The sequence below is a fragment of the Photobacterium minamisatsumaniensis genome (genome assembly GCF_050336695.1).
GTDB lineage: Bacteria > Pseudomonadota > Gammaproteobacteria > Enterobacterales > Vibrionaceae > Photobacterium > Photobacterium minamisatsumaniensis.
In genome coordinates, this window is record NZ_JAKJSI010000029.1 from 87567 (window position 1) to 108637 (window position 21071).

The 21071-nt window shown below is 44.4% G+C and carries 13 protein-coding genes; 6 read left to right on the plus strand and 7 right to left on the minus strand.

Annotated features, from left to right (window positions below):
• Positions 1-88: 88 nt before the first annotated feature.
• Positions 89-736, minus strand: coding sequence for a MurR/RpiR family transcriptional regulator (locus L4D78_RS16275; RefSeq protein ID WP_428467908.1), 648 nt, complete (start codon positions 734-736; stop codon positions 89-91).
• Positions 737-910: 174 nt separating this feature from the next.
• Here L4D78_RS16275 and L4D78_RS16280 point away from each other — a divergent pair, with 174 nt between their 5' ends.
• The 6 genes from L4D78_RS16280 (at position 911) to L4D78_RS16305 (ending at position 11515) form a co-directional block, all read left to right on the plus strand.
• Complete coding sequence (locus tag L4D78_RS16280) at positions 911-2317, plus strand: PTS fructose transporter subunit IIC (RefSeq protein ID WP_428460376.1); 1407 nt, start codon at positions 911-913, stop codon at positions 2315-2317.
• Positions 2318-2374: 57 nt separating this feature from the next.
• Complete coding sequence (locus L4D78_RS16285; RefSeq protein WP_428467909.1) at positions 2375-5014, plus strand: glycoside hydrolase family 38 N-terminal domain-containing protein; 2640 nt, start codon at positions 2375-2377, stop codon at positions 5012-5014.
• Positions 5015-5032: 18 nt separating this feature from the next.
• Complete coding sequence (locus L4D78_RS16290; RefSeq protein ID WP_428467910.1) at positions 5033-6724, plus strand: sugar phosphorylase; 1692 nt, start codon at positions 5033-5035, stop codon at positions 6722-6724.
• Positions 6725-6733: 9 nt separating this feature from the next.
• Positions 6734-7330: a fructose PTS transporter subunit IIA gene (locus tag L4D78_RS16295; protein ID WP_428467911.1), complete on the plus strand. Its 597-nt coding sequence runs from the start codon at positions 6734-6736 to the stop codon at positions 7328-7330.
• A 277-nt stretch (positions 7331-7607) separates the two neighbouring features.
• Positions 7608-10478 (plus strand): hypothetical protein, encoded by a 2871-nt coding sequence (locus L4D78_RS16300; protein WP_428467912.1) that lies wholly within the window; start codon positions 7608-7610, stop codon positions 10476-10478.
• A 293-nt stretch (positions 10479-10771) separates the two neighbouring features.
• Positions 10772-11515: an oligogalacturonate-specific porin KdgM family protein gene (locus L4D78_RS16305; RefSeq protein ID WP_428467913.1), complete on the plus strand. Its 744-nt coding sequence runs from the start codon at positions 10772-10774 to the stop codon at positions 11513-11515.
• Between the two features lie 121 nt (positions 11516-11636).
• Here the strand turns inward: L4D78_RS16305 and L4D78_RS16310 are convergent, their stop codons facing one another.
• From L4D78_RS16310 to L4D78_RS16335, 6 genes are all read right to left on the minus strand, one after another.
• A complete protein-coding gene (locus L4D78_RS16310; protein WP_428467914.1) occupies positions 11637-12770 on the minus strand; it encodes a DcaP family trimeric outer membrane transporter in 1134 nt (377 codons plus the stop codon).
• Positions 12771-12843: 73 nt separating this feature from the next.
• Entirely contained in the window at positions 12844-13617 is a 774-nt protein-coding gene (locus L4D78_RS16315) for a hypothetical protein (RefSeq protein ID WP_428467915.1), read from the minus strand.
• Positions 13618-13663: 46 nt separating this feature from the next.
• On the minus strand, positions 13664-15040 hold the full coding sequence (locus tag L4D78_RS16320) for a serine hydrolase domain-containing protein (protein WP_428467916.1): 1377 nt from the start codon (positions 15038-15040) through the stop codon (positions 13664-13666).
• Between the two features lie 255 nt (positions 15041-15295).
• Complete coding sequence (locus L4D78_RS16325; RefSeq protein ID WP_428467917.1) at positions 15296-18424, minus strand: efflux RND transporter permease subunit; 3129 nt, start codon at positions 18422-18424, stop codon at positions 15296-15298.
• Positions 18425-18426: 2 nt separating this feature from the next.
• Positions 18427-19482, minus strand: a complete 1056-nt coding sequence (locus L4D78_RS16330; protein ID WP_428467918.1) for an efflux RND transporter periplasmic adaptor subunit — start codon at positions 19480-19482, stop codon at positions 18427-18429.
• The gene (locus L4D78_RS16335; protein WP_428467919.1) at positions 19475-20860 is read right to left on the minus strand and encodes a TolC family protein; all 1386 of its coding nucleotides are present in this window, start codon (positions 20858-20860) and stop codon (positions 19475-19477) included. Before L4D78_RS16335 ends, L4D78_RS16330 begins: the two co-directional genes overlap by 8 nt.
• Positions 20861-21071: the final 211 nt, after the last annotated feature.

Consider the following 21071-nt stretch of genomic DNA (forward strand, 5'->3'; position numbering starts at 1 on the left):
TTCGGTATAAGCGATAGAGTGAGTAGTTACTTCTGTTTCATTACAGAAAATAAAAGAGCCTCGTTGAGGCTCTTTTGCTATTTTGGGCTTAAAAATCCAGTAGCTCTTTACCAAGGTGATCGACAATTTCGAGTATTCGTATTTGTGACTCTCGGCGATAAGGTGAAATACCATCAACCTGTTCTTCAAGCCCGATATTTAAATGCGAGGTTTGATTAAGTGTCGAGCCTTTATGGCTTATCGCAACCACTTTTAGCCCTTTACGTTTGGCATTATGAGCCATGTCGATCACCGCTTGGGTTTCCCCTGATTTGCTCACAAGTAAAACGGTACCTTGCTCTGCGCGCGTAAGCTGGTGGATATCGGTGATCACCAAATGGGGAATATTAGCCAGTGAAAGAAAGCGTGATAGGTAAGTTACGCTAACAATCGACGCCCCACGTGAATACAAGTAAACCACTGGGGAGCTATTCAAGGTATGCGCGATACGACTGATTTGCTGCTGCTGTTCATCATTGGATGTGATGTTAGCCGTTTGTTTTTGCAGGTCATCGAATAGCCGGTACCTCAGTTCGGTATAGCTGGCATAGCCCATTTTTTTGCAGACACGGTTGACTGAAGTTGTGGTTGTTAATGCCTTGTTTGCTATGGTTTTCGCCGAGATGGTGCCGAGATCACGAGCGTGGCTGATCAGATACTCATAGATCATACGTTCGATGCCTTTAAAGGTGTTCATCGCATACACTTAAATCAGTAATGAATTCGTCATATTAGGCGTGAAATTATTAAATTTTTCCTTGATAACCATCACAAAAGTACCGTCATACGTGAGTTGTACTACGAAACAGTGTAGAGATTAATGGCTGCTTAATATACTGGCCGCAGTTGATAATTATAACGGTGAACAACCATGAGTAAGAAAAAGCTCGTTGCAGTGACCGCTTGTCCTACCGGCATTGCACATACCTTTATGGCGGCGAAGAAAATTCAGAGCTGGGCCGAAAAGCAGGGATATGACGTCAAGGTTGAAACCCAAGGTAGTGATGGGGTTAAGAACAAATTGACTGCCCATGATATTGCCACCGCTGACGGTGTGGTATTGGCGGTTGACGTGCCGATCATGGACATGGAACGCTTCGATAATACCAACCCGCTAAAAATTCGTACTCAAGAGTTGATTAAACGGGTGGATGAGCTGCTGCCAACGGTTTTCTCTCGAGGTAAAGAAAAGTCTGACGCTGTTGAAATGGTTGAAGAAAAACGTTCAGCGTATCAAGTGGCTATCGGTCATATCATGACAGGTATCAGCTACATGCTGCCAGTGGTTGTCCTTGGCGGTTTATTAATGGCAGTGGCCAAAATTACCGGTGAGTTCATCGATATTTCCGGTACGCCAATGGAAACTCTCGACAGACTTGGTTTCATGACAATCAAGTTCATGTATCCGATCTTCGCTGCATACTTGGCGTACTCGATAGCAGGTAAACCCGCACTGATCCCAGCCTTTATTGGTGGCATCATGAGTGATGAAGTGTATAAACGCTTTTTCGATCTTGAAGGGTGGGCACCGTCTGGTTTCTTTGGCGCGATTGCGATTGGTTTCCTTGTCGGTTATCTAGTCCGTTATCTTAACGACACAATTAAAGTGAAGACGGAGTTAACAACGCTCAAAACTATGTTATTGGTGCCTGCGGTCACGGGTGTGGTCATGGTACTGACCATGGAATATGCCATTAACCCGTTCTTTGGTGCGTTGAACATTGCCATGATTGAGCTGTTCACTCAAGCAGGTGACGCTGGTCGTGGTGTGTATTCAATGGTTATTGCTGCTGGTACGGCCTTTGATTTAGGTGGTCCAATTAACAAAGCGGCAGGTTCGGTTGCCCTTGGCCTTAATGGTATGGGTGAAGGGTTCGATTTGGTAGCCCGTGAATTGGGTATTGTTATCCCGCCAATCGGTGTTGGCTTGGCAGCGCTTCTTGATGGTAAATTCCGCAAACCTGTGTTTTCAAGCGAAGAGCGCACAGTAGGTAAAACATCTTTAATGCTTGGTTTGATTGGTATTTCCGAAGGTGCTATCCCGTTCATCCTTAAGAATCCGAAGATGATCCCTATTATGATCCTCGGGTCAATCATCGGCACCCAATTAGCTGTAGTACTGGACGTTTGGCAGAGTCTACCTCTTCCGGCTGTATGGGGTTGGTTCCTATCATCAGATCCAGTGAGCTACACCATCTCGGTTATCGCGGGTTCGGCATTTATTGCTGTCGCACTGCTGGTATGTACTAAACCAGTCAAACAACCGGTTAACGCTTAATTCCACTCGGGCGGCGCCTGCCGCCCTCCCAATGAAATAAAGATTGAGAGCTTCCCCATGGCTAAAGTTCATGTTATTCCCCACACCCACTGGGATCGCGAGTGGTACTTCACTCAACAAGACAGTGATGTCTTAGCAACCTACAACTTCACGAAGGTGATCGAGACACTGGAAAATCAGCCGAGCTACAGTTGCTACCATCTCGATGGTCAATCAGCCATTGTTGAAGATTACTTAAAAGTGCTTCCGCACATGCGTGAACGCTTGGCTAAGTTGGTTACCGGTAAAAAATTGTATATTGGCCCTTGGTACACCCAAACCGATACTTACAACGTAGCTGGTGAGTCGATCATCCGTAACTTGAAATACGGCATGCACATTGCCGAAGAGTTAGGCTACAGCATGAAGGTGGGTTACCTGCCGGATACTTTCGGTCATAACGCGCAAATGCCGACCCTGTTTAAGGGTATGGGTATCGACAATATCGTGTTCTGGCGTGGGATCGACTATGACGATCAAGTCGAGAAATCTCATTTCTTCTGGCAATCTGTCGGTGGTGATCAGATCTACGCTTACAACCTAGTTCATGGCTATGGTGCAGCGAAGAATATTGTGCCGGAGCCTGAACATCTGGATAAGAAAATCTTCCCGATGATCGAGAAAATTAAATCGTTATCTGGGTTAGATGAAGTGCTTATCCCATCGGGTGGTGATCAGGTTAATATCGATCCTAATCTACCTGCGACACTTGCTGCCGCGACGGAGCGTTCGCCACAGGGCGATGTTTATGCGATTTCGTCGATGGAAAGCTTTGTTGACTTCCTGCGCGCTAACAGTGCTGACTTCGAGACTTATCGTGGTGAATTTAAGGCACCGCGCTATACCCGTATTCACAAAACCATTGGCTCGGTTCGCTATGACATCAAGAAACTGAATTTCGAAATCGAGCAGTTCCTGATGAAAAAGTTGGAGGTGGTGATTGCCATTGCCAAGGCACAAGGTATGACCGTACATACCGAGCTGGTGGATATTGCTTGGAAGAAAATGTTGGAATGCCATGCCCACGATAGCATGGGGGGCTGTAACAGTGATGCCACCAACGCCGATATTATGCATCGTCTTAAACAGGCTGAAGAAATTTGCCACGGCTTGTATAACCTAGTGGTGAAAGAGATCGCCACCAATACCTGTGATGATAACGAGGTAATGATCTTCAATGGACAGATTAAGCCATACAGTGGCTTGGTTAACGTTGTGGCATTCTCTAAATACGAGCGAGTGGCGTTATCGGACGGTCAAACCGTGTTGAAATCTGAGGTGATCCAACGTGAAACCTTAGATGGCGGCAGGGTGATTGAAGTGACTAAAGATGGCGAGAAAGAAGTTGCTGTACCACCATATTACCGTTTTGAGCTGAATGTCGAAGTCGAAGCATTACCAGCGATGGGCTATCAAGTATTCCAGTTGCAGGAATGCAATGCGGCTTCGCAAATGTCTGCAGGCGAGCAGAGCACAATTGAAAACTCGATGCTGACGTTGAGCTTGGTTGAAGGTCAGCTTCAATTAGAAGATAAGCATTCTGGCCGAGTCATTTCTCAATTATTGTCATTTGAAGAACAAGCCGACGATGGTGATTCTTACGACTTCTCGCCATTGGAAGGGGATACGCCAATCTTGAGTGGTGAGCTGAGTTGGCTAACCACAGAAGTTGGTGAACTTCAGCAGTCGATGACAGTTCGCGCGGTATTAGCAGTCCCTGCTGATCTGCAAGCCCGTGCTGAGTGCGAGAAAAATGCCGAGGCAAGTTTCGATATCACACTGACATTGCTATCGGGTAACCGACAATTACAGGTAGAGATAGAAACTGTTAACCAAGTTGCTGATCACCGTGTACGTGTGTTGATCAACTCTGATCTACAAACCGACCAGTCAATCAGTACTCAACCGTTCGCCCTAATGACTCGCCCAGTTGCACCAAGCATTGAAGGTTGGCGCGAGACATACCGCGAGTGCCCTATTGATATTGAAACGACTGATGGTGCGGTTGCCATTGCCGAGCAGGATAAGGCCCACTCACATACTAAGGCAATGGTAATTAATGGCCGAGGCCTGAAAGAGTTTCAGATCCTAAAAGGTGAACATAGCGATAAAATTGCCCTGACCTTGTTCAAAGCCACAGGCCGCTTGGGTAAAGACGATCTGTTATGGCGTCCGGGGCGTGCTTCTGGCATCAACAACACCGTGGTGTACACACCAGATGCACAGCTACAGCAGTCGATGGTATTTAGCTTTTCGTTGGCACTGACCACTGATGCTGATCATGCCACGGTACGCAAATTAGAACGTGAATACCTAGATACGCCATTCAGTTACCAGAAACAGAGTCTGAACAGTTTTGAAAACCGTTTAGAGCGCTTTCAAGTATGTTTCGAGCAGCGTGATAGCAAGAAGCATTACAGCTTATTTGATATCGACCAAGCATTAGAGTTATCGAGTATCGGTCATTCTTTTTATAAAGAAAATGCGGTGATTGTTCGCGTGTTTAATGCGACTGAGTGTGAGCAACAGCTTGATATTACTCCGTTCGCCCATTTTGCTGCAGTAGAGCGAGTGAATTATCGCGAGCAAGTACAGGACGGTGATTGGGCGGTACAGCCAAACAACACTATCGATCTTCGTCTGACGTTCAAAATTTAAGTTGGTCTGGAAATAAGCATGATGAACGAAAACATTTATCAAAAAGTTGCGCTTCTATATGGTGAAGAACAAGCACAATTGATCACTGCAGATATTTTAGCACTGATAGAAAAATGGCGTGGTAAAGCACCGCAATACCCTCAGTGGGTAGACGAGAGCAGTACTTACCTGATCACTTACGGTGATAGCTTTCAGCAGGAAGGTGAAGTTACACTGAAAACCATGAAGTACTTTGCCGATAAATACCTGAAGGGGGCGATTAGCAATATTCATATTCTACCGATGTTCCCTTATACATCGGACGATGGCTTCAGTGTGGTGGATTACCGTAAAGTTGACCCTAACCTAGGGGAGTGGGGAGAACTAAACGACCTTGCTGATAATTTCAACTTGATGTACGACTGCGTGATCAATCATATCTCGAAGAGCAGTGATTGGTTCCAGCGTTTTCTTGCGGGTGATGAAGCATATCAGGACTACTTTGTTGAGTCAGATCCAACAGTAGACTATTCAAGTGTCACTCGTCCGCGTGCGTTACCACTGCTTACACCATTTACCAAGGCGTCAGGAGATGTTTCCCATGTTTGGACTACGTTCTCTGACGACCAAATTGATATCAACTTCAAGAGCCCACAAGTACTGCTTGAGAGCATTGATATCCTATTGATGTACGCCGTCAATGGTGGACGTTCAATTCGCTTGGATGCTATCGGTTTTATCTGGAAGGTACTCAATACAAGTTGTATTCACTTACCTGAAGCTCATGAAATCATTAAGTTGTGGCGTATTATCCTTGATGATGTCATGCCGGGCACGTTAGTGATCACCGAAACCAATGTGCCGCATAAAGAGAATATCTCATATTTCGGCAATGGCGATGAAGCACATATGGTGTATCAGTTCCCATTACCGCCACTGACATTACATGCATTTCTGAGTGAAAACAGCAGTGTGTTAACCAAGTGGGCGAAAGGGCTAACGGAAGAAGCGATGGCTTCATTGGCTGCTGGCCGCAAGACAACCTATTTTAATTTCTTGGCGAGTCATGACGGTATTGGCGTACGTCCGACAGAAGGCATTTTGACTGACGAAGATCGCATGATGATGTGCCAGCATGTCGAACGTAAGGGGGGGCGAGTTAATTTCAAGAACAATGGTGACGGTACGAAATCACCTTATGAGCTGAATATTAACTACCTCAGCGCCATTACTGAGCCAGAGGATGCCGCCGCGCTTAAAGCGCAGAAGTTCTTAGCAGCGCAGTCTATCTTGTTGTCGTTTATTGGTGTGCCGGCAATTTACTATCACAGCTTCCTTGGTAGTGAAAATGATATTGCGGGTATGGAATCGTCAGGGATCAACCGTCGTATTAACCGTGAAAAATTTGATATTGATACCCTTGAAACTGAATTAGCGTTAGAAGGTAGCCTTCGTCAACAAGTGTATGGTGAGATGATCCGCTTGATTACGCTGCGTCAGCAACAGAAAGCGTTCTCACCAACATCGCCCCAACACGTTTTAGATCTTGGCGATGGCTTATTTGGGCTGGTACGTGGTGAAGGATCAGATGCGGTATGTTTGGCTGTAAACTTGTCATCACAACCACAAGCGACGAATTCACTATCGGGCTTTGATTTAGTTTCTCAGCAACCGCTGGAAGCTGGCTTTATGCTGCAACCTTATCAATTTGTTTGGCTGACACAGCAATAGGAAAGAACTATGAAACTTGCACAACTGACTTCAGAAAACCTTATTTTGCTTGATGCTGTGTTCGATGATCGCCTAGCAGCCATCAATGCTTTGACAGACAAGTTGGAGCTGACTGGCAAGCTCACCGACAAGCAACGCTTCCTCGATGCTGTATTGAAACGAGAAGAAGAGGGGCCAACGGCGCTGGGTGAGTATCTTGCGGTACCTCACGGCAAATCCGATGCTGTGATTGAGCCTGTATTTGCCTGTGCTTTCGTCAAAGGTGAGCTTATGTGGCAGGGGCTTGATGGTGATGAGCCCGTTAATATGATTTTTCTATTGGCTATCCCGCCAGCACAAGCGGGATCGACTCACATGGAAGTGCTGACTACCCTGACATCTTCACTAGTTGATGACGATTTCCGTGAGCAGCTGTTACAAGCAAAGAGCCCGGCAGAAGTCATGAGAATGTTTGGCGCTGAAGAGTCAGAATTCGCCGATTCAAAGCAAGCTACGCAGCAAGAGCAAGTTAATAACGAAGACGACAAAGATATAAGCAGAATGGCTTATCCAATGATGCTTGGTGCTGGGGTGCTGATTTCTACATTCTTATTCTTGTTGCTCTAGGCGGATTCAGAGCAGAAATATTGCTGAACTACCGTTAAGGTAGAAATGTAGAAATGAGGGTGTGAGCACTAGCTTCACACCCTCATTTTTGTATTCGGGGAATGTTTAGGCCTGATTAGGCACAAATTTAGCTAATAAAATAGTCGAAATATATATTTTATATTTTATGTTTCATCCAGCATGGCTGGTGGTTGCTGTTGAAGTAAAGTCGTTGAGAAACAAGCAGATTGCTCAAATGAATGACATTATATTTAATGGAGGTTCATTCGTTTGATTTGTGGGTGACTCCATCAGTACTCTCCGTTACTTAACACCTATCTTTTTCCTTATATTATTGCCTTGTATTTTCGGTCAAGCCTTGGCGGAAGAGGCTGATGATTTCGATAAGGGTACCTCTACCCAGGGTACGTTTGTGCAAGGTATAGATGAAAGTTATATTGCTTTTGAAGCTGAAGACTACCATCTCATCACTCGTCATCATGGTGAAAATGATGGTTTTAATGTCGTCGATATTAATGAATTCAATTCAGAATTTGGCTCTGATGTGTTGCCAGAGAGCAGCGAATTTCCAGCATCTGGTGGCCGAGCTTTACTTGCGGATATGCGCTATAACACCAATGAAAAGCGGTCGACGGTTGAGTATCAGTTAGTCTTCAATACGCCGGGTACTTATCAAATGTATTTCCGTAGTTCGTTGTTTGAAAGAGGGGGAACGGATTCATACGGAGGGGAAGATTCGTTTTACGTGGCATCATCATTTGGGGAAGAGCCAGATAAAAAGCTGGGGACGCGAATGCCTCAAGACAGTGATATTGAATCTAACCCAGTGACTAACCCGCAGGAAGGAAAGTTCTTTTGGTATCGTATTAATCATAACTTCGTCGTTACAGAGCAGGACGTTGGCAAGACGCTGAGTTTTAAAATACAAGATAGAGAAAAAGGCTTTGCTCTCGACCGGCTTGTCTTTAGCTTGAACCACAAACTTGATGTTGAAGAAGTAGGTAAAGATGGTGACGGAAATGAATTAGACAAACTTGGCAACTCAGTCGGTAATGTGGCACCTAAGACTAGCTATGTTTTTCCAATGAATTACGTTCCGTATCGTGAAAGTGATAACGAAATCATACTTCGCGAGCGAGAGCTGCAGGCGGTGTACGATGAATATTTTTCCTATCTTGAAAAGCAAAACTCTGCTGGTAATGCGTCACATATCATCGATGGCTTTATTACTAAAATAAATGCTCAAGGTGATGCTAAAAGCGCGCTTAGGACACTGATCATGTTAACCATTGAAGCGGCATACTATCCGGAGTGGAAAGATGAAGTTATACGCCGATTTCAGCAAGAGGGGGAGCTAGCAAGGCTGCGAGCGGTACAGATAATCGAAGAAAGTGACGGCAAAATTAATGATTTAAAGCAAGTGACGCCAATACGGCATTATATTGACTATGCTTGGGGGCTTTATGAATTAAATGCGCTTGATATTGATACCCCTGAAGCTGTTACATTCAAGGAAAAACTCGAGAGTTTTATTGCAACTTACATTGAAGGTACCCAACCTTATTACGATAACGCGTATTACACGACTGGGTATAATAAAGAAGTGTTCGCAATGGATGTGGCATCGACAATCAGCTTGCTCTATCAAGACAGTCTGTTATTCCCCAAAGTCAAAGAGGCATTTGATGCCTTTTGGCAAAATGTTACCCAGATGTCTTATGATGGCGATAACTCTCCCCACTACGATGCCAATACTGGCTTTCACATCATTTTGAATATGGCTCTTCGTCATGGTCTGGAAGCCGATGTGATTGATTCTGAACACCTGCTGAGAATGATGGATCGTATGGCACGAACAGTAATGAGTAGCGGTCAGTCGGCAAAATGGGGGAAGTCGATGGAGACTATTTCCGCAGGTCAGATCCGAATATCGGCTGGTGGAAGCTTACCGTGGGATTTAAAGATGGGATACCGTTTGTGGCAGAACCCATATTATCTTTATGTGGCAAGAAAATACGAAGCTTTTTATCGCCAGCAGCATGGCAAGATAGCAGCGAAAACGTATGAAGCTGACTTATGGCCGTTAGGTATTGATGCCTCTGATGTGGTGTTGGTTGAGCCTGCACCGGTTGATATTACTTCAAGGGCTACGCAAAGGATCACCTCTTGTTGTGAGTACAACGGTTTGCTACTGGGGCGTGGAGATACCAATTACGTTGATGTTCAAGATAAATTAGTGCTCTCGACAGGGCATCACCCACGTGCTCCATATATGCTAATGGACTTAAGTTATACTCAGCATAAATCAGCAAAAGATCATCGCTCGGGGATCGATGTCCACAACTATAATGGTGCGCATACTGTTACTAGGAAAAAACGCTGGTCTGAGGCGAATAAAAATAACGGTATTTATATCAATCCGACCGCATTTAGTTACCCGAGTGCGCCATACCCATCAAAGGAAGTTTCTGCGCCCGGAGATATAGAACGATTCAAACAAGTGATGGGGTATGACCCAGCTCATGGCTATACCATTGAAGGCTATGGCGCGATGGGAATCGCAAAAGATGCAGCCTATGGTTATGTTGACTACCGTCGCTACCAATACAATGGGGTTGAAGCGAAACGTCAGATCGTAATGCTGCACAATGGTATTACGGTGGTATCAGATACGATTGCCGCAACGACAACCTATTGGGGCAGCCACAATGGTGGGGTGCTCTACCAGATCTTGCCTGAGTTTAAATCTGACATTGGTGAAAATTGGGTATTATTGCGGGGACAGCAGAGAATGCTACCGTTCACGCCAATGGTCGCAGAGAAAGCAGGATTGGATACATTGGTTGTCTTCCCTTCGGCTTCCGAGGGAACAAAAGTGAAGCTTACAACCAATAGCTTTGATCCCGAGCAGAGGGAGTGGCTTAGTGCCTATAAACCATTACAGGCTGGAGAAAGGTTTACATTGATTTCGTTAGTTATTCCATTACTAAACGCAAACAATATAACGTCGCTGGTCAGGAGTATCGAGGTTGAGCGGCATAATGAAACTGATACGACCGTACGGATCCCTTACAGCAAGCAGCAATTAATTCAGGTCTCGTTTAATGAGCAGCAAGGCGCAGGTTATGAATTAATTAGCACTCAGTAATTACTAAATATGTAATATATGTTTTTCATTATGAGCAATTAAACAATGAAACTACCTCTGGATACTATTTATTGATATATAAGTCATAACATCAGGGAAATAATGGTGATGCTATTATGTAACTGCTTTTATAAGCAGATTATAATAGCATTGTCGAATTAAGATATTATTTGTGACCGAACTTCCACATGAACCTTCATACATCGAATGTATGATCATACCTTTTACCTCTTCTTATTCGCCTTTTATAGTGGCCTCGAAACAAAATACCACTATTTTAAATAGGTTTAATAATGAAAAAACATACTCTGATTTGTGCTGCACTATTGGCAAGCACGGCTTATCCTACTTTCGCTGGCGAGACAAAATTAGACGTTCGTTTAGGTTATAACACTACCTCTGAAAATAAAGATAGCCGCGTAAAGTTTATGCACACCTTTGATAATGGCTTTTATTTCAGTGCGGAAGCAGCGCAGATCCACAACGACAGTTATTTTGGCGGTAATGATTCAAACGACGAAGATAAGAATGGCCTTAAAGCTGCTGCGCAAGAGTTTGAAGCGACGTATAAGTTCAGCATTAACGAAAGTACCTACTGGTCGCCTGGTTTAGTGTTAGTAACCGCGCCGAACTGGACTGAATACCGCCCATACCTGAAGTTGGGTACGAGCTTTGATAACGGTTTGTCTGTTACTGGCCGCTACCGTTACAACTGGTCGAATGATGCTAATGGTAAAACTTACCTAGATGGCAGTGGCAACACTCGTGGTGCCTCTAATCAGTTTGATTTGTGGCTTTCTAAATCTGTAGGCGACTGGGGTTTTATGTATAACCCTCGTTACCGTTTCCAAGATGGTGTCGACCAAGGTACAGGCCGAGATGATTACTGGGAACATACTGTGATGGTCAATTATCAATTAAATGAAACTTGGACACCCTATATGGAGTTAGTTTCTCTGGATGAGACATATGTTAATGAGGCCGGAAAACGAGAACAAGATTATGCCATTCGTTTTGGCTTTGTGATGAATCTTTAATTACTCAGTTCATTTTTAAAAGTAGAACTCTAATGTGAAAATAAAAACCCATATTTCGATTTGATATATCGAAAGGTGGGTTTTTACGTATAATAGTTATTTAGGCCTTTTTTATTGAATACTAATACTTCCACTCAACACCCAGCATAATACGGTGGTTATCCCGCTCGTCTGCTTGGCTTCGTTCATATTGCGAGTAATTGTACTCAGCGCCTAGGGTAAGGTTGGGTTTTACCGTCCAAAGCAAATTGGCCATGGCATATTGGGTCGAAGTAAAGGTGTCATGGCGCAATACATCTTGCCAATCAAGTGCTTCTGTCGATACTTTGCCGTAAGCAAAAACAGATTTCAGGCTTGGCTGCCATTGGCGGGCGTAAGACACCATCACGCTTTCAGCTTCACGTAGGTCAATGGTTTGTGTGTTGGCATTCCATGTAGGACCTGTGCTGTTAAGGCCAAGTAAGTAGCGATCAGTGCCTTCGCCTCGGTAGGCTAAGAAGGTGATACGGTCCTTGTCAGTAAAATCCCAACCGCCTGATAGCTGAACTCCATAACCCGACTTTTTGTGCTCTTTGTCTTGGTAAGTGAGTCGTAACTGGTTGAAGAGGGCCGTTGCTCTGAACCAAGCGTTTTCGTGAACCCATTCGCCGCCAAGGGCCAAATCGGGTATGGCACCGGTTGTATCAAGCTTCTCTTCAAATGGGTTTTGAATATCATCGTTAGTACTGCTTTCTAGCGCGACATCATATTTGAAGGAGCCAAATTCCTGTGACCACCTTATCAGTGGCTGACGTTTAAATACGGCGCCACTCAGGGTCGCTTCTGCCAATGACTGAGGGATATTGCGCATATCCATGAAAGTCGACCAGGTTTGCCCTACAAGCAATTGTCCCTTTTCGCTAGACCATGTTAAGTAGGCTTCACGTAAACGAGGTGACATACCGCCATCGTTATTGGCGTTAAAATCCAGGACTACCTGCGAGCCTATACTCGTGCCGTCATTAAAGGTTTGTGAAGCGCCAAGTTTAAATTGCGACAATGAGGCATCAATTTTAGTGTCGCTACTGGTACTTTTACCTAATAGACTATTACCCGGGATATTAATACCGGCACCAGCAATATCGGTATCGTGGAGCATGATGGTTTTAATTGAACCACCAAAATTAAAATCAATATCTGAAGCTTGGCTAGAGGCGTAGCCGGAAGTGCTCGCAATAGCGAGGCTACAAATAAATGAGAGTTGTTTAATTTTCATAAAATTATTTGGTATTAGCGTCAAAAAAATCCACCGCTAAATTAGAGGTGGCTTAAAATATTATTTAATTAACTTAGAAGTAGTGTCGAACACCAATCCAAGCTTGAGTTTCCCAATCGCCGCCTAAATCAGTTCCGTTTACTTTAAGGTCTGATTTAGTAAAGTCGTAACGGGTATTTAGCCACCAAGTGCGTGAATTGTTCAGTGGGACATTGATAGATGCTTTAACCGATAGGTTTTGCATGTCAATTTCGTCACCAGACAAGTCTTGCCATTCAGGAACAATAGATAGATAGGCACCGTTCTCCCCCAGGTATTTCGCGGTGATTAACCCTAGGCTATAACCAGTTAGATCATCTTTACTATCCATACCAGCAACTTCCATACTACCTGTCATCACACCAGCTCGTGGGAATACAAGCAAGCCAGCAGTATATGCCGGGTTTATGGCTGCAACGGCACCGATAGATAGCAAATCATTTTTAATCGTATTTGTACGCGTGTTCACGTAGTCTAGCGAAGCCCCTATTTTGGGCATGGCTGCTGAACTTGTGTTAAATACGTGGAAGTATTGAGTGCGAGAGTTTTGGTAATCAAACCCAAACTTATTTGGATCGTTATCATTATTGTCAAATGTTGCTTCGCTTAATAAAGCGAATTGCTGACCATTCTCTAGTCCACCAGCAATTTGGCCTTGCCATTGGAATTGAGAGTTACCGCTGAACATAAGTGCAGACTGAGTATATACTTTGGTGACGTCAGCAGGGTCGATAACTTGCTCTTCTTCTGCCATAACAGGTGCAGCAAGACATGCTGCAAGCGGTGCTAATAAAGCAAACTTTTTCATTGTGTTCTCTTAGTTTGCTTCGTCCTTGAAGCGATATTATGTTGGTTTATTTGTCAGCAAGCAGCTTCGCAGCTTGGCGCATGAATGTCGGTGCTTTGAACTCACCGTAACCGGAGTGGTATGGATTAGTTGAGAAAACGACACCCACAAAGTCACGGTTCGGATCAACGTAGATGAACTGACCTAAGTTACCGCCTTTCGCCATTGCGCCATCGTCAAAGATGAAGTCAAACTGGTATGACTGAGATGAAGAGGCTTCGCCAACAGAGCTAATTGAACTCTTTTGCTTAGTCGTGTCGGTGTGAGTTTCAGGATCACCGCTGGTTAGAATACGGTCAATAACCGCTTGTGATACAACAGGCTCGGTAGCAGCAGCTTCCCAGCTAGGTGTGAATAGCATGCCGTAGCGAGCCATGTCTTCTAACGTAGTTAACATTAGACCAACGGCAATAGCCATACCGTCCGGCGTTTGATTGAATAGGGCTGGCTGACGAGCTGTCATCTTGCCCCAAACACGATCTTCAAACACTTTTGTAAATGTTGTATCTTCAAGGTGCTCAATCATTTTGGTCAAGATCATGGTATTGATTGATGCATAGCTAAAGCGAGTACCTGCGGGTTCATCTGCTTTCTTTTCAGTATCTATTGCGACATCTAGCCAATTTTCAACCTTGCCTGTAGAAAAGCGAGGTGTGCCAAAGCTTGATGCAAAGAAACGTACAACGGGTGAGTCTGGATCAAGGATCGATTCTAGCGTTTCTTCGTTATCAAAACCGGTAGTGTGATTAAGCACGTTAAGTACTGTGACTTCGTCCCAAACCGTATCTTTTAGTTCTGGGACATATGTTGTAATAGGCTTGTTTGGATCAACTTTACCTTCTTCAACCAATTGAGCGACAATTAAACCGACAGTCGTTTTAGCTGCTGAAGCCCAAACATGGCGGTCAGTTGGCTTCATACCTGGGTAGGCTTCGTAAACAATCTTACCTTCGTGAATTAGCATGAAGCCTTGAGTACGGAACGCTGGATCAGCCAGGTACTCATCCATTGTCAGCTCGCCTTTCGCTTGCGTATTGACCGTCAGTTTACTGAGTTCTGGGTTAATCGCTTTAACAAGCGGCTTATATTCTTCATTAGGGGAAGCAATCGCGGTCGGCATGAACTCATTCATGCTCATGTTGTAGTAAAGTCCGTGATCACCCCCCATTTGCCAGTGGAAGTTATTGTAGTTCGCACGGGCTGCATCGACAAACTCAGGTGCAAATTGCCCTTTAGCGGCCTCAACAGGAAGAGTAACTAATGCACCTTCAGCTTTTAGTGCAGCTTCAACTGGGTTTTCAGCAACGGCATCGTTTGAGCTAAATGCATAAGAAGTAGGAATAACTAATGTAGAGGCCAATAGAGCAATGGCTTTGAGTTTCATAGGTATCTCCTTGTTTGGATGAGGAGATTATATTTTTCTAACAAAATACCTATAGGTCAGATAACGACATTAACTAGCATGAAAGTCGTTATATTTTGTGTTTGCATTATTTATCACAAATATAAAAAACCACCCTGAAAATTAGAGTGGTTTGATTATTTTAAAGCTGTATACAACCTTAATGAGATTATTATTTGGCTTAATGTTAGCTTAATAAATTAAATGATAAATAATCACTGATATATTAATGTCTCATTAATCTAAGCAAATTTCGCGTCGTTTTTCCCCATTAACTTTTTCGCGAATTCGTTGAAATAGCGCGTAAAAGCCTGGAGTAATAACCGTACCTAAGACAAGTACACATAAGATGCCGCCAAGTAGTGTTAAACCAGTACCTGTTTGTGCAACTGAGCCTGGACCAGATGCAAATGCGAGTGGAACGATACCGAGGATAAATGACCAAGACGTCATATTTACCGCACGGAAACGCATTGTGCCACCTTTCTCTGCCGCCTCTTCAATAGATAGGCCCTTCTCTTCGCGTTGAACTTTTGCAAACTCAACAATCAAGATTGCGTTCTTCGCTCCGATAGTAATCAATAGGATTAGGCCAATTTGACCATACAGCGTCATTGCCAGCCCTGTTGACACAAGTGCAAGATAAGCACCTAATGCCGCTGTCGGTGCCGCAATAATGATCGCAACAGGCAGCGCCCAAGATTCGTATTGTGCAACGAGGAACAGGTAGATGAAGATCATCGCGAAGATAAAAGCATAAACAATGGCATTACCCGCAAGCTTTTCTTGCAGTGCCATGGTTGTCCACTCGTAGCTATAGCCTGTCGACAGGGTATCAGCAGAAATAGCTTCAACTGCTGCCATTGCTTGACCAGAAGAGTAGCCCGGCTCTGGTGCAATAAAGATTTTCACAGCAGATAACATGTTGTATTTAGACGTTACATCAGCTTCTAGACGAGACTCAACAGTTACAACAGCAGACAGTGGAAGCATCTCACCTGCCGTCGATTTCACATGGATGTTCTTCAGGTCTTCAACATTAACGCGTTGTTCAGCTTTTGCCTGCAGGGTTACGTAGAAAGTGTTGCCCCAAAGAGAGAAATCACCACCACGTGACGTAGCAAGATAAGTCATGATTGTGTCGTTGATAGCGGTTACAGAGACACCGTATTGGCGTGCTTTTTCACGGTCTACATCAATGAAGTAGTGCGGTACATTGGCACGGAATAATGTATATGAAGCTGCAATTTCTGGCGCTGCATTCAATTTTTCAATAAGGTTGTTTGCAGATTGAGCTAGTTCAGTTTGAGAAACACCGGTACTGTTTTGCAACATGTACTCAAGGTTAGTACCTGAGCCAATGCCTGAAATCGCTGGTGGCGCTATTGTCATTGCAATACCTTCAACAATACCGCTTAACGCACCATTTAGACGTTTCTGTACATCAAATACTGTGTTGTTGCCTTCAAGCTGCTTACGCTCTTCCCATGGTTTAAGGGCGATAAACATTGTCGCGTTGTTAGGTTGGATAGAAAGCGTGATGGCACTAAAGCCACTTGCACCACCAACTAATTCAACCGCCGGATCTGCTGTAATGATCGCAACAGCTTGATCCAATACCGCATCGGTGCGATTGAGCGATGCACCGTCAGGCAACTGAACCAATGCGAGCATAGCGCCTTTATCTTCAGGCTCAACGAAAGCATTTGGAACCATGGTATTCAGTACATACGTTGCTGCAATGGTACCACCGAATACAATTAGCAGAACCGTTGTTTTACGTACAACCAGACTTACTGCTTTGCCGTATATATTAGTCACTTTATCAAGGCCGCGGTTGAACGCGATAAACCATTTCGCTGGCTCTTCAACTTTCATAACTAATGAACAGATTGCAGGCGATAGGGTTAGCGCGTTAATCGCGGAAATGATAAGCGAAATACACAGCGTAATACTGAACTGCGAGAACATTACACCAGTGATACCCGGCAGCAAGCTAATCGGTACGAATACCGCGAGCATAACAAGGGTGGAGGCAACAATAGGGCCTGTTACTTCCTGCATTGCAATGTAAGTTGCTTTTGGGGCTCCGTACTCAGGGTATTCCGTCATGACGCGTTCAACGTTTTCGATAACTAAAATCGCGTTATCTACGACAATACCAATCGCTAAGATCATACCAAACATAGTGATGGTATTGATGGTAAAGCCAAGTGTATTCATGAAGAAGAATGAACCAACAAGTGATACTGGTATCGCCACCGCTGGTGCAATGGTTGCACGGATACTACCTAAGAATAAGTAAGTAACCAATATTACAAGGATTACTGCAATGACCAATGTTTCAGTTACCGTAGAAATAGAATCAGATACAAACTCAGTGACGTCAAATGGGTAGGCAAAAGCGACGTCTTCTGGCAGCTCCATTGATGACAGTAACTCTTTAACGGCCTGACCCGTTTCTAGTGCGTTCGCACCAGGTGCTAACGAGATAGTCATCAGAGCCGCAGGCTGACCATTTAGCATTGTGGTCGTTTCGTAGCGGTTGTCGCCCAGTTCAATATCGGCAATGTCACGCAGGTAGATGTTTGCACTATCCGCGTCAGTTCGTACGATAATATTTTCGAAATCTTCAACAGTTTCTAGGCGCCCTTGGCTAAGCAGCGGGATCTGAAGCATGCTGTGTTTGTTAAGCGGACCAGCACCTAACTTACCGACTGGGAATTGACTGTTTTGGTCGGCAATTGCACCACGAACTTCCGCAGGTGTAATACCCAATGCCGTCATTTGGTCAACATCTAGCCAGATACGCATTGCATATTCAGTACCCAGAGGGGTCATATCACCCACACCTGCGATACGGGAAATACGGTCAACGAGGTTTAGTGTCATCCAATTATCAAGGTACTGACGGTCGTAGGTTTGCTCTGGTGAATACAGAGCAATCGCCATTAGCGTATCAGAAGAGGCTTTCTTAACACGGACACCAAGGTTGTTCACAATCGGTGGTAGCGCAGGAAGGGCTGCTGCAACACGGTTTTGAACATTGACCTGTGCCAAGTCAGGATCGGTACCGATCTCAAAGGTAACTTTAAGGATGTAGGTACCATCGTTGGCGGAACGTGAATCCATGTACAGCATACCGTCGACACCGTTAACCTCTTTTTCAATAGGCGCGGCAATGACTTGTTCAATGGTTTCAGCACTTGCACCTGGGTATAGCCCGACCACGTTAATAACGGGTGGGGTGATTTCCGGGTACTCAGAGATAGGCATGAGTTTAATCGCAATGGCACCGATCAAGGTCAGTACAATTGAGATAACCAATGCAAATTTTGGTCTAAAAATAAAAAAGCGGCTTAGCATGATTATTTCTCATTTTGCACGTGAACAAATGCATTTGGACGAACTCGTATTAGCCCGTCGGTAATGACTTGATTGCCTGCTTCAATACCATCGGTAATGAAGACTTGGCCTTGATGGCGCTGTGATACTTTAATGTCACGGCGCACCGCAGTACTGTTGTGTTCGCTAATCACGTAGACGTATTGGATTGTTAAATCTTGAACTAGGGCAGATTCTGGAATCCAAAAACCGTGCTGTGCTTCGGCATTCTTGATGGTAACGTGTGTGACTTTATGGGGTTTGAAGCCATATTCGCTGTTATCGAAGCTAGCTGATATTTGAATCGTGCCTGCAGTAGGGTTCACTTTGTTGGCAACATAGTTAACTTCGGCTGGAACCTGAGTATCTCGAAGGCGTACGCGCTGGTTATCAGGATTATTCAAACCGTATGACTTATAAGCGTTGAAATCCATATTGAACGTTACGTTCATTGGCGATAGCTGTATGATATCAATCAAGGCACCCGCTGCAGGAGAAACCAGATCACCTTCAGAGAAACGAGCTTTTCCTAATTGCCCATCATAAGGCGCGACAACAATGGTTGAGGCTAAATCATAAGCCGATTTTTCACGGTTTATTTCTGCCGCACTTAGTGCTGCTTTGGCGGAATCCAGTTGAGATTGAGCAAGCTCTAAGTCTGACTGTGTTGAACCACCAGGTCCTTGAAGCTGTACCACACGGTCAAAGTGAAGCTCTGCACTTTTGTGTGCAGCTTGGGCTTGGCTTACATTTGCTTCTGCGAGGCTGTGATTGTGACGATAAAGAGTATCATCGAGTCTAAATAACACATCACCTTTGGCTACCAATGCACCATCTGCTGCCTTTTGTTCAACAATATAGCCAGTTACACGAGGTGTGATTTTAGTGTGAGCTTGAGGTTCAAATTTAGCAACATAGTCTCTTGTCGGATTAGCGGTCGTTAATTGTGCTTCAACTGTATTTACAGCAACACCTGATGCATTGGCTGCACCTGATACTGCCATGGCGATAATACACAGAGCGTGGATTTTTTTAACCATTTGTTACCTCGGTTGTTTCTGTCTTTTGAATGGTTTTTTCGATACTGGCGTTTAATGCCGTAATATCGTTTTCTGAAATCTCGCCTGCTAAGAACTTGATGAGCAGGGCACTTTCTATAAAGGAGAAATACGCGTTAAAAAGCTCAGATTCCGACGCGTAATAATCACGAGTTGCGTCAAGCACCTCGCTCATGTTTCTCGCCCCAAGCTCATAGCCTCGTTGGACTGAAACCAACGCTTTATTTTGGGAATTCACAGCCTTTTCGAAGGCATCTATCTGCATCATTGCTGATTCAGCTTGCCTTACAGCAAATCTCACGTTTTGGTAAGTTTGGCGACGAGACTCTTCTTGGATCTGATACGCAATATCCAGTTCGGTATTGGCAATATCAACGAAAGCTGAAAGGCTAGACCCGCTATAAATTGGCACATTCATAACCAGCGCGACTTCACCCGATGTTAGGCTTTCGTTGGCAGCAATAGGTTGACCTGTTGCTGTCGATTCAACATCGCCATTAAAACGCTGGTTTAGCCTTGCCACTAAAGATAACTGAGGTTTGTGACCTGCTTGGGCTCGAGTGACTTCTAACTTGGATTTTTCTATCGTGATCCCTGCCAGTTGGATATCGCGATTATTCTTCATTGCGGTATCTAGCCACGAAGAGCCAGTATCCGAGACTGGTAACTGTGGAGAAAAGTGCTCAACCTTTAATGGTTGTACTGCCGAGAATTCATGACCTGACAGTGTTTGCAGTGAGTCTAATGACAATTGGTAGGCTGTTTCAGTATTAATAACTACAACCTTGGACTGATCTCGGCGAGCTTGAGCTTGGAGTAAGTCGATCTCTGATGAAATACCCGCCTTGTTGCGGCGTTGGGTAATTTTAAGGTATTCGCTCAGCGCTTTTTCATTCGCTTTTGCGTTATCCAGCAATGACTGGGTTCTAAGCACATCAAAGTAAGCTTTGGTTGTGCGAAAGATAAGAGCTTCATGTGCTTTGGTAACAAGCACTGAAGCACTTTCGTTATTTTTATCAGCGATAGCAATGCCAGCCTGAACGGCAGGGGTATAAATGGCTTGTCGTAAATTGATACCAACATTGCCCATGGTGCCGCTACCGCCATAAGTTGACTCGATTTCATCAGAGTCAAAAAAAGCAGTTGCATTGAAGTAGGCATTGATTTGTGGAAGTAGGCGACCTTTCTCACCATCAATTGCATAACCTGCTTGCTGTTCGGTAAGTTCTGCAATGCTCAGTAATGAGTCGTTTTGTAACGCTAGCTGGTAGAGGCTCTCGAGATCAGTACTATCATATTGTTTAGCGTTAACGCCAAAGGAAAGTACGCTGAGAAGTAGTGTGCATAGTTGTTTATTCATTTCGTGCTGCCAAGTAAAGAGAACACATATATTTAAGGTATGTACATCAATGTTTTGTATTTGTAAGGCTTCCCTGCCTGAGCGCAGCAAGAGTAAAACATTGTATTTTCTGCGGTAGGTCACTTGGCGACATGAGATAGGTCAGTTAGCGACATAAGGCTGGGCTTATGAGTTGAAACAATGCTACGGTGAGTCTCTAGGCTAAAATTGA

Excerpts from the sequence above, each read along its gene's own strand:
- L4D78_RS16315 (WP_428467915.1), bottom strand. The coding sequence starts at position 13,617 with ATGAAAAAGTTTGCTTTATTAGCACCGCTTGCAGCATGTCTTGCTGCA.
- L4D78_RS16295 (WP_428467911.1), top strand. The coding sequence starts at position 6,734 with ATGAAACTTGCACAACTGACTTCAGAAAACCTTATTTTGCTTGATGCT.
- L4D78_RS16285 (WP_428467909.1), top strand. The coding sequence starts at position 2,375 with ATGGCTAAAGTTCATGTTATTCCCCACACCCACTGGGATCGCGAGTGG.
- L4D78_RS16325 (WP_428467917.1), bottom strand. The coding sequence starts at position 18,424 with ATGCTAAGCCGCTTTTTTATTTTTAGACCAAAATTTGCATTGGTTATC.
- L4D78_RS16310 (WP_428467914.1), bottom strand. The coding sequence starts at position 12,770 with ATGAAAATTAAACAACTCTCATTTATTTGTAGCCTCGCTATTGCGAGC.
- L4D78_RS16275 (WP_428467908.1), bottom strand. The coding sequence starts at position 736 with ATGAACACCTTTAAAGGCATCGAACGTATGATCTATGAGTATCTGATC.
- L4D78_RS16280 (WP_428460376.1), top strand. The coding sequence starts at position 911 with ATGAGTAAGAAAAAGCTCGTTGCAGTGACCGCTTGTCCTACCGGCATT.
- L4D78_RS16290 (WP_428467910.1), top strand. The coding sequence starts at position 5,033 with ATGATGAACGAAAACATTTATCAAAAAGTTGCGCTTCTATATGGTGAA.
- L4D78_RS16330 (WP_428467918.1), bottom strand. The coding sequence starts at position 19,482 with ATGGTTAAAAAAATCCACGCTCTGTGTATTATCGCCATGGCAGTATCA.
- L4D78_RS16335 (WP_428467919.1), bottom strand. The coding sequence starts at position 20,860 with ATGAATAAACAACTATGCACACTACTTCTCAGCGTACTTTCCTTTGGC.
- L4D78_RS16305 (WP_428467913.1), top strand. The coding sequence starts at position 10,772 with ATGAAAAAACATACTCTGATTTGTGCTGCACTATTGGCAAGCACGGCT.
- L4D78_RS16320 (WP_428467916.1), bottom strand. The coding sequence starts at position 15,040 with ATGAAACTCAAAGCCATTGCTCTATTGGCCTCTACATTAGTTATTCCT.